Here is a 10,290-nt window from a genome sequence, read left to right as displayed (position 1 = left end):
TTACCTATTCCCAGAGCCGCTGTTCCCTGTTCCCTATTCCCTATTCCCTATTCCCTATTCCCTATTCCCTATTCCCTATTCCCTATTCCCTATTACCTATTCCCTATTCCCTATTCCCTATTCCCTATTCCCTATTCCCTATTCCCTATTCCCTATTCCCTATTCCCTATTCCCTATTCCCTATTCCCTATTCCCAGAGCCGCTGTTCCCTGTTCCCTAAAATCCAAAAATTATGTACCTCACCTAATTGAAAAATGCTAGAGATCACAACATACATATAACTATCCAGAAAATAACTAATATAAAAATATTGAGTTTATCTTTCATCGAAAACTAATCCATGTTTATAATCGAACCATAGGTTTTATTATAAACATGGATTAGGCAGTAATTATACTGGTAAGGTGCCTTAATAAGGTAACCTACTACTTATGGCCTTTGGAGTGATAGCCCTTAGAGTGATAGGGTTTCGAGTCCAGTTTTGGGTAAGTCCTAAGCAAAAATGATTATTTTATAAATCTTGAACTTTTATAAATATTTAAAATTGATAGCTATATAGTTTATATTTGAGTTGTGAACATACTCCCAAAGGCCAAGAGGCAAGAGGCAAGAGGCAAAAGGTAAGAGGGGAAACAGATCCGGAGTTTTATTCTCCAATAAAAAAAGACCATACAGGTTTACATCTCATGTGTAAACGCTATATAACGTCTCTACATGTAAGCAATCAGCTAACGCGCCAAGGGCTTTAGCTGATTGCCCTTGGCTAAATACTTAGGTAATTGAAATTACGTATTTAAACATAACTTTGCCAACTCGGATCAGTTACTGGCTCAAGCCTCTCCAGGCGATCGAACCCATTAGCATTCATCAGCCAGACACTATTTTGTCCATCGTCGAGATTGCGCCAGAGGATATCATCGAAACCATTGTCATCGATGTCGAGGGTACCATGGATTACCTCCTGACCAATACTTATTGGTGAGTCAATCAACACTGATTCAATGTACTGAGTCCCTTCCATCCTCCAATAGTAAATAGTTTGGTCTTGAGTATTGCGCCAGATAATATCCCCATCACCATCTCCATCCAAGTCTCCCGCTGCCCTCATTTCCCAAATACTAGTGACTGGTTCCGATGGAATGGACACCTCCTGAGCGACATTGGTGCCATTCATTAGCCAGACTTTATTTTCCCCAGTGGAAGTATTGCGCCAGAGAATATCCTGTTGTTGATCACTGTTGAAATCTTCCGTGCCACGAATCTCCCAGTCTAAGCCTAGAGTTGGGGTTATGGACACTGCATTCTGAAACACCGATCCTGCCATCAACCAGATGCCAGTTTCACCAGTAGAGCTATTACGCCAGAGAAGATCCTGTTGTTGATCACTGTTGAAATCCCCTGCACCCTGCATTTGCCAGGGACTGTCGGCTGGTTCTGTTGGTGAATGAATTGTTACGGCTTGAGCTAAGTCGAGACCATCCATCAACCAAGCACCATTGACTCCGGTCTCGTCATTACGCCAGAAAATAGTCACACTCTCGGTGATGGTGGATTGGTCATTGTCGGTAATGGTGAAAGTGGCACTGGGAGTCTCACCTAATTGATAGTCGGGACTATTCTCAAGGGTAATAATTACAGTTTCTTCCCCTTCTACTATTCCATCGGCGATTGGGGTGAGCTTGAGATCTACTGACTCCTGACCTTCTGGAATAGTAACGGTACCGGTTAGGATGGGCTTGTAATCTGAGGAGCTAGCGGTGCCACTGACCGTGTAAGTTACCTCTAGGCTTTGACTAATGTCTCCGGTACGGGTGATGGTGATACCACCACTTTTTGGCACAGTTTCGGCTAATGTGCCATCAGTAGGGGTAATGGTAAGTTCAGGAAAAGTAATAACTGGGCCAGCTTCCAGTGCTGGTGTTATTTCAATAACGTCTATTCGTGCTAGTTCATAGGTTTGATTCCCCAAACTATCTGCCACGGCAGAGATTTCAATCTGATCCCCTGGAGCCAGTTCTACGTCTTTAAAGACAGGATTAGGATTGGATAAACCATCAAATATAGAACCAGTCAAGCCGATATAATTACCAGAATTGGGTGTGTCTATGGGTGGATTGTCCTGTTCTCCTGGGTTTTTATTGAAAATATATCTACTAATCGGGATATCGTTGACACGAAGTGTCAGGGTAGATCGGCCATCTGATTCATCAAAATAGGCAATCTTAAAATTATAGTTACCAGCAGGACCGTCATCTTCTGTCCAGGTTAAACGAATGAATCCTTGTTCAGTAGTATTGGTTTTGGGAATCTCGATAGCTTGACCACCGGAAGCAATGTCACTATCAAAAACTATGTAGTTTTCTAAACTCAGCCTAGTTGTGTCTTCTGCCTCAAATGTTGGCATAATTACTATTATCCTCTCCTTTTTAGGGAATAGGGAACAGGGAATAGGGAACAGTAGGAAAGAGATCCGAGTAGTTTTTGGTGTTATGGAAAATTAGTATTGGAGTTTATGCTCTATAGCAAAGGGAGTAGGGAGTAGGGAACAGCAGATCTGGATCCAAAAATTATCACAATTACTACAGGAATTGCTAAATCCCAATTACTAGATTGGATCTGAAACTTTGGGTAATCGAAATCTTATTCACTTTCAATTAAATAAATTAAGAAATTTCTCATGCTTCTTATTGGACAATAGCTAAAACTAGACTTCATAAGAATTATCTAAATTGTCTAAAAAAAAAATTACATTACTATAGATGACATAATTATGATTCCATGTCACTATAAAACTCCTTGCTTAATCAAATCTTTACAGTTTTTTTTACGGATTTATTAAAGTCTTCACTTTTATAGCAGTCGCCAGGGCAGGCGCGGACATGACAAAAGTCTCAAACCTAAGTAAGCGCAAGAGTTTGACTTCTGACTTCTGACTTCTGACTTCTGACTTCTGCTATAGAGCTCTCGTTTACATCTTTATATGTTGGATAGAAGAGAAGGAAAACGGCCAAGAGGCAGAGTTCAGGAAGGGAGGAATAAAATAGAGACTTTGCGGCAGTATTCAATCGGGTTTGTGATCAATCCCAGGCTACCGGAATTGATATAATGGGGTGATGTAAGCTATCAGCTAATGTGCTATGCACACGCTACTTGAGGTGCTATCAGCTGATAGCTTACGTTGTTTACTTGAGGTCTGATCAACAGACGTTTCTTGTGGCCTTCTTAAAGGATAATGTGCTACTTCTGAGTAATGGGCTGCTGGACACAGTTGAGCATGCGCAGAGTAGCAGCAGCGGCATAGTTCCGGCGTGCTTCAGAATTGGGGAAGAAAGCGTTACCCCTTTCGTTTAGGGGAGATGCAACTTGGCAGTAGGCAGACATTTCAGAAATCAGAGCGACAGCCCAGTGACCTTCGGTGTCGGAAAATTGTGTGACTGACCCATTAGAAACGAGTACCCCTGGTTGCCCTTGGAGGTTTTTGGCAAATTCAGCAGCTTTTTTTTGTACTGCCATCAATTCGGCACGAGTTACGGACTTATTTGGTCGAAAGGTGCCATCAGGATAGCCACTAACAATATTATTGTCCCTTGCCCATTGAATTTTGGCAGCACTCCAGCGCCCAGCTTCAACATCTTGATAGGGCCTTCCTGATGCTTGAGTGGGGACAGTAATATTAGCACCTGGCAGTTTACCTAAGCCTTCAATGACCATAGACACGAGTTGTTCTCTGGTGAGAAACCCTTGGGGTCTGAAGGTATTGTCCTGAAATCCAGCAATAAATCCCATTGCTACGGCTTTTTCAATTTCTGAGGCATAGACATCAGTAGCAATATCCCGAAATTTAGAGGTTTCTCGTGGCGGAAGTGGAGGAAGCTTGGATGGATCAGTACTTCCTGTGTTACCTAGGGGTGTGTTAGTAGCAAGGTAGACGTGACCTAGCTCTCTGCCATTGAACATTCTCTTGGCAAATTCCCAACCGGGCTGCAGAAAAATTTTCATAAAGCCCTGGCGAATACCACCAGTTCTACCGATGATTACTTCAGGAGCTTTACGATCAAGGCGGTGCTTACCCACTAGCAACAGTTCACCATTACGCTCAACAATGCTAAGGATGTAATCAAGTCCTAAGTCTTCACCCGCCATGCGCATGGAATAGCCATTGCTATCAGTACTGCGTCCGCAAATGCCAGTAAAGTCAAAGTTCAACAGCAGTGGGTCTACGATCACTGGGTTAGTACCACTCTCGCTCCAACAGGCTCGCTTGTTGGATTTTTGCTCTATGATCAGCAATTGATGGGAATTTGCGCCAAAGGGTTGAGCTACAGCAATAAACTTGCCTTGTTCAACTTGTTTTTGCTCAAAGGTAGCGGCGGAGGTTTGGTTGCCAAGACTGATTGCTGAGAAGGCAGTGGCTAGGGCAACGGTGGCGAAGGTGGCTAGTTTTTGTGGTAATTTTTGTTTTAAAGAACTCTTCATGCTACTTACCTCTGTTTTTCAGCATCTGTACTAGGCTTTTAGGATTTGTCAATTTTAAGACGACTGCTTCAAGCTATAATGATTAACTTTCAGATTAAATGTTTCTGGTTCTAATGGTTTAAGTTTTAATTTTGATTAATAAAATTTGAGCAAAAGTAGCTAAGGACACATAAGCTATCAGCTATCAGCGTGTCGCGTATCAGCTCATGGGCTACAGATGGTGCTACTTCAGGTGCTATCAGGGGCTTTAACTGCACGGGGTCGGATGAGTAAAAGGAGCAGGGTGCATCTCCTAAAAGCTGTTTGACCTGGTGGGTGGAATGGGCATCTTGTTGTGGAATGGGCATCTTGCCCGTGACAATTTTCGGAGCGGACTGTCCCAACACTGGCTACCGAGAAAATGAGGGTGAGTCCGTCCCTAAAGCACCACTAGCAACTACCGACCGTTGATTAGCTGACAGCTGACGGCTGATAGCTGAATACTTACCTAATATCAGTGTGAAGCTAGCGAAACTATCACAAGGTTTTCGAGCCTGAGGGTTATCTCTAAGCATGATGGGATCAAGGCTGAAAATCCGTCGGAGGTCGCTAGGATGTTATTTAATATTGCTGGTGTAGGGACTGGGTTAGGAATTCTAACTCTATTGGTGTTTGGGCTGTTGCAATGGTTGCACATTAGTACTGGTCATTTCCTAGATTGGATAATTGGTGTGGCTAGCTTTTGGTGGCTGTTGGTGATTGTGACAGTTCCGTGGAATGTCCACTTGGAAGCTAGGGAAGTTTTAGCAGAGGGGTCGGCTTCCAGGGCAAATGAGATTGCGGTTGACCCGAAGCAATTAAACTATGTGGAAATGATAGCTAAGCGATCGCTAACCGTAGCAATCGCCCTTCACCTGTTATCTGCTGTGGGTCTGTACATCCTTGCTGCCACTGGGATTAGTGCTGTAGGCTACGTCAGTTCGGGAGCAGCTTTGCTTTTAACTGCTTTGCGTCCAGCGGTACGTTTTTACCAGTATTTAGCAGCCCGGTTAAGGATGATCCGGCAAGAGTTTAAGTATCCTCGCCGAGATGTAATGGAACTACAGAATCGTTTTGAAGCTCTCGAAAGAACTGTCAAAGGTCTAGAAGAGAAACTAGACCCAGAAGAACCTTACTCTTGGGTGGCAACCCATCAGCGTTACTGGGAAGAGACTCGCAAAGGCTTAGCCCAACTTGAAGCATCAATGGCACAACTGGAAGCTAATAACAATGCGGAACACCAACGTTTAGCTCGGGATTCTGAAAATGCGATCGCACAATTAACTACAGATAGTCAATTTCTGGATAATGTCCGAGAAATTATCCGGTTTTTCAAGACAGCTTAGTAGTTATAGCGCAAGTCAGAAGTCAGAAGTCAGAAGTCAGAAGTCAGAAGTCAGAAGTAAACTATGACTAAGTTTTGGAGTTTAGGAATGTCAAACATCTAAATGCGTAGTGCGCTTGCAGCGCTGAGTTAGAGGGCTGCTTGAGGTGGAATCGGGAATCGGGAATCGGGAATCGGGAATCGGGAATCGGGAATCGGGATCAAAGCAAGTTAGATGCTTCATATAAACGCCTGACAACGGCGATAATTCGCTTGCCATAATCTAAGTCAGCTGACCAGCGGCCACTGAGCTGTTCAACTAAGGGAGCAATCCCTCGGGTAACGAAGCGAAACCGGGGATCGACCAAGGGTTGGACTAGGGGTTCCTGACTGGCGTAGGCTTTCAAATGTTGGATATGGGCACGTACTCCAATTCTAGCGCTAGGAAAAGTCGCTTCTTCCTCACTAGTCACTGCTCCCAAACCACCAAAATTATTTTGCTCAGGTCTAAGGCGATCGCTAAAGCGTAGGAAGTTAGTTTCTACACAAGCTTGGGCAAAGGCAATGTCATAGTTGACTCCCTCTACCGAGGCTTCTTCTCGATAGAGCCTAGCTAGGTCAGGAAACTCAGTCAGGGCGTTCTGATTATTGTTTTTAAGAAATATCTGTAACTGGACTTCGGAGGTGCTACCATGACCCATGATCCGGTCAATCAGACCTGGACAGATTTTCTGGGAAATTGAGCGCAAAATCACAGTGCGGGTAGGAGCATCCCAACCGACAAAGATGTTATAATCTCTTAGTTCAATGGCCTTAACATAAACGACTCCCCGATATTGCACACGACGGACATTCTCGGCGGTGGTCAAATCCACTCCTAGGCGATCGGCTAGGTCAATGGGAATGTAAGAATTGCTATTGATTAGAACACCTCGATCATCGTAAGTCTGATTATTGATTTTAATATCAATGATGGGATAAACGGGATTGAGTTGATCGGGTGGCTGTTCACCAGATATCAAACTACTCCATTGGGCAAGTCCATCAGCTATGCCTCTGGCCATGTCACGACGTCGATTCTGGAGCAGAGCACGGTCTTGGGGATTAGTCAGAAAGCCAACTTCGAGCAGTAGGGAGGGCAGGATAACATCACGGCAAAAGGCAAGACGCCCAACACCTGAGTCCGTATCGGGTTTTGCTCCTCGATTGGGCAGTTCAGGAAGGCGTGTGATCAAATAGCGCAGCATTAGTTCACCATGCTTCTTGCGCTCAGTGTTATTGAAAATGTAAAAAGCAGAGGCACCTCGGATGTTAGGATTGGAAAAGGCATCAGCATGAATCTCTAGCGCTACATCACCAAAACCAGCACGGTCATTAATCCATTGAATTGTCTGCTTTAAACTCAATTCATCAGGAACAGATAATACTTCATACCGACGCGATCGCAATTCTGGCACCACCATATCTCGCAGCCCAATCATTTCTTCGGCTTCCGTTGTCCCACCGGCAATCGCCCCTGGGTCAAGACCACCACGTTCCATGCCACCGTGACCTGCTGAAATAAATATACGTCCCATGTCTTGCTTTTTGCCCTCAGCCCTTAATTGAGCACTTGCTGTTTCCAGGATAAGGATTTACTTTCCCTATGGCTAGGGGAAGTTCGAGATACTCTTAAACCGTAATTAATCGGGATGAACCCGTACAAAACGGTCAAGGTGCAATTTATTGTTGCCTGAGGGAGGAGTGGTCATGCAGTAATTGGAGTTAAACCTGCCACTCGTCTTTCTAGGCGTTCCTCACATCTCGATGAGGAGTTGGTTGAAAGCCTGAGTTTTAGTATGCTTACAGTCAAGCCAACCAAGTTCAACTGCATCAACTAAACTCAGTCCCATTCCTTTCAACCAACGCGCGGTACGACGCAATAACACCGCCTGTACCTCGGTTTTACTCATGTACCGAGTAATTTCGAAGTCGGTACCGCGAGCAAGGATGTTTTTGGCAGCATTATGGTCAGCCTGCAACACGACCCCATCAAATCCGGTAAAATTGTCCCCAGTCCTTTTGCCCAACAGGGTGCCATTCCTGGAGTCAATTGGCGACGTGTAACTAGGCTGAACTTCTGTAACAACCGAGCCAGTCCAATCAGCCCATTTTTGCAAAGAATCACGCATCACTCCTTTCATCCAACTATTGAGTTTGCGGGACACGGCTTTAGACTGGCGCTTATTTCTGATTGGTTGTGTTAAATCTGAGGCCGTAGGCCACGCTACGCGAACAGCAAAGACCTTTAAAGATTCTCCATTGAAAAGAGACTTAGAGGCTGCTCCTATTATCGCCGTCAACTCTGCTTGATTTTTTCTGTAACGGCGATTTTCCGTTTTTCTAGTTAGGTTGTTTTCAAGTATTCGAGCCGATTTAACTGAATCTATTTTCTCTAGCTTTCTGTGAAGTGCCCAAAGTTTCCCTCTGTTGCGGTTCTTGGCACATATGCGATCTGATTTCTTAGTAGAGACTTTTCCCAGATCTTTGCCGTGTGCCTGACCGTCTGAATCATAGAAAGCCTCCGTGTAACCCTTATCTACACCGAGACTTCGACGTTCAGAGGGAATTTCTACGGTTCCATGGTCTACCAGAAAGTGGATTTCAAATTTTTGCAGGAGTTGATTATGGATCAGTCTGATTTGTCCTTTTATTTTTCGATTAGATCTAACAACTATCCTGTTCCTCTTCCCTCTCCTTAATCCCGCCAATTCTAACTGGTAAGTGTTACGGTAAAGCCTTTTACATTTGTAACCCACTTGTTGATAGACGATCTGGTTTTTAATCCAAGAATGTCCTCTTTGGAAAAACCTTCTAACAAGTCTGTGTAGAAGAGGATTGTCCAGAAAAGCAACGGTCTTAAGCTGTTTGCAAAGCTCCTTTCGTTTATTTTGATTTTCCTTTCCAGGGAACCTTCTGTAGATTCTTTTTGCTACTGCATCTATACAGGCTGCCTGCTGAGCCGTAATGGCTTTTGCTACATCATTAATAGCCCAATCCATTAATTTAGCAGGCAGCCCTAAGCTGTCGGGATTCCTGAAACTCTTTACTTCCGGGATGGCCTTTTTCCAGTCCAGTCCCCAGTGATTAATGCTTCCCAGTTTGTTGTAAGACTCAGATCTGACAATGCCCAATTTTTTCATTGTGAACAACAACTCTGTCTTAACCGACTCAGTCATCCCTACTACGGGGACGATTTGAGTCGATATTTTTCTAGTTGCTCCTATTTTCTTGGGCATCGTTAATTCTGAATCGTATACTTTAATCTTACTCTAGCGCTAGCAAAATGTCAATGTCTGTTTTATGGTATTAAATACCGTATTATCCCTATTTATTGGGGTTTAATCGCGAGACTGTACAAATCATCCCACCAATAGGGAACAGCAAGGAATAACCAAAGCAACATGGACTGATGAAAAATTAACGATGAATACTATCATTTAGCAAAGGGAGTAGGGAGTCGGGAGTCGGGAGTAGGGGTAATACCGAGTTGCATTCAAAGAGAGTAGATTGGTTGGATAGGGAGATAGGGAGATAGGGACCCACCCCTAACCCCTCCCAGGAGGGGAATATGGGGAGATGGGGAGATAGGGAGATAGGGAGATTGGCGGAAGAGAAAGTTGTACCTTTGACCGCAACTTGGTATAAGAAACTTGAAGGTACCTCATAAGTATGATCAACGCTATAGATTGAGCAACCTCTGGAAAATAATAGCTTTGAGCAAACTAAATATCAATGGCTAATCAAACCTTTGGACTAGACAAGCAGCTTTACGACTACTTAAAATCTGTTTCTCTAAGAGAGCCAGAAGTTTTGACCCAGCTGAGGCTGGAAACAGCACAGCATTCCATGGGTATGATGCAAATAGCTCCTGAACAGGGGCAGTTTATGGCCTTACTAGTGCAGTTGATGGGAGCCAAGAAAACTCTAGAGGTGGGGGTATTTACGGGCTATAGTGCTTTAGCTGTAGCCTTAGCTTTGCCACCAGACGGCCAGGTGGTTGCTTGTGATATCAGTGAGAAGTATACTGCGATCGCACGTCGCTACTGGCAACAAGCCGGAGTAGCTCACAAAATTGACCTGCAAATTGCCCCAGCACTGGACACTCTGGATCGGTTGCTGGAAGAGGGACAAGCAGGTACGTTTGATTTTGCCTTCATTGATGCAGATAAACGGAACTACGAAAACTACTACGAGCAGGCACTGAAACTGGTGCGTAATGGTGGACTAATTGCTGTGGATAATGTCCTCTGGTCGGGGCGAGTAGCAGATCCTGAGGTAGTCGATAACAAAACTGAGGCAATTCGAGCATTTAATCAAAAGCTATCTCAAGACCAACGGGTAACCCTTAGTTTGGTACCGATTGCTGATGGATTGACCCTAGCGCTAAAGAAGTCAGAAGTCAGAAGTATGAAGTCAGAAGTATGAAGGTA

General features: G+C 44.2%; 10 protein-coding genes. 4 read left to right on the top strand and 6 right to left on the bottom strand.

From position 1 onward, the window contains the following. A partial coding sequence (locus tag F6K49_RS04725) for a hypothetical protein (RefSeq protein ID WP_293094607.1) occupies nt 1–261 on the top strand: 261 nt, incomplete at its 5' end. Between the two features lie 532 nt (nt 262–793). Here the strand turns inward: F6K49_RS04725 and F6K49_RS04720 are convergent. Further along, nucleotides 794–2,404, bottom strand: a complete 1,611-nt coding sequence (locus F6K49_RS04720; RefSeq protein ID WP_293066677.1) for an FG-GAP-like repeat-containing protein — start codon at nt 2,402–2,404, stop codon at nt 794–796. A gap of 833 nt (nt 2,405–3,237) precedes the next feature. Continuing rightward, nucleotides 3,238–4,476, bottom strand: coding sequence for a DUF3747 domain-containing protein (locus F6K49_RS04715; protein ID WP_293019390.1), 1,239 nt, complete (start codon nt 4,474–4,476; stop codon nt 3,238–3,240). Nucleotides 4,477–4,779: 303 nt separating this feature from the next. Between F6K49_RS04715 and F6K49_RS04710 the strand changes: the two genes are divergently transcribed. Together F6K49_RS04710 and F6K49_RS04705 are read left to right on the top strand one after the other, a co-directional pair. Beyond that, a complete protein-coding gene (locus tag F6K49_RS04710) occupies nt 4,780–4,926 on the top strand; it encodes a hypothetical protein (RefSeq protein WP_293019389.1) in 147 nt (48 codons plus the stop codon). Between the two features lie 143 nt (nt 4,927–5,069). Then, entirely contained in the window at nt 5,070–5,840 is a 771-nt protein-coding gene (locus F6K49_RS04705; protein WP_293019387.1) for a hypothetical protein, read from the top strand. A 90-nt stretch (nt 5,841–5,930) separates the two neighbouring features. On the opposite strand, the gene F6K49_RS04700 is transcribed toward F6K49_RS04705, so the two are convergent. From F6K49_RS04700 to F6K49_RS04685, 4 genes are all read right to left on the bottom strand, one after another. Beyond that, a complete protein-coding gene (locus tag F6K49_RS04700) occupies nt 5,931–6,062 on the bottom strand; it encodes a hypothetical protein (RefSeq protein ID WP_293019385.1) in 132 nt (43 codons plus the stop codon). Next, nucleotides 6,040–7,395, bottom strand: a complete 1,356-nt coding sequence (locus F6K49_RS04695; RefSeq protein WP_293094604.1) for an N-acetylmuramoyl-L-alanine amidase — start codon at nt 7,393–7,395, stop codon at nt 6,040–6,042. The genes F6K49_RS04700 and F6K49_RS04695 overlap by 23 nt, the downstream gene beginning before the upstream one ends. Before the next feature lie 219 nt (nt 7,396–7,614). Further along, nucleotides 7,615–9,096, bottom strand: a complete 1,482-nt coding sequence (locus F6K49_RS04690; protein ID WP_293094601.1) for a transposase — start codon at nt 9,094–9,096, stop codon at nt 7,615–7,617. Between the two features lie 181 nt (nt 9,097–9,277). Continuing rightward, nucleotides 9,278–9,403 (bottom strand): hypothetical protein, encoded by a 126-nt coding sequence (locus F6K49_RS04685; RefSeq protein ID WP_293019380.1) that lies wholly within the window; start codon nt 9,401–9,403, stop codon nt 9,278–9,280. Between the two features lie 189 nt (nt 9,404–9,592). On the opposite strand from F6K49_RS04685, the gene F6K49_RS04680 reads away from it, so the two are divergent. Next, nucleotides 9,593–10,285 carry a class I SAM-dependent methyltransferase gene (locus tag F6K49_RS04680; protein ID WP_293081121.1) on the top strand — a complete coding sequence of 231 codons (693 nt, stop codon included), beginning with the start codon at nt 9,593–9,595 and terminating at the stop codon, nt 10,283–10,285. Nucleotides 10,286–10,290: the final 5 nt, after the last annotated feature.

Source organism: Moorena sp. SIO3I6, assembly GCF_010672095.1.
This window is presented reverse-complemented; position numbering and strand designations above follow the sequence as displayed.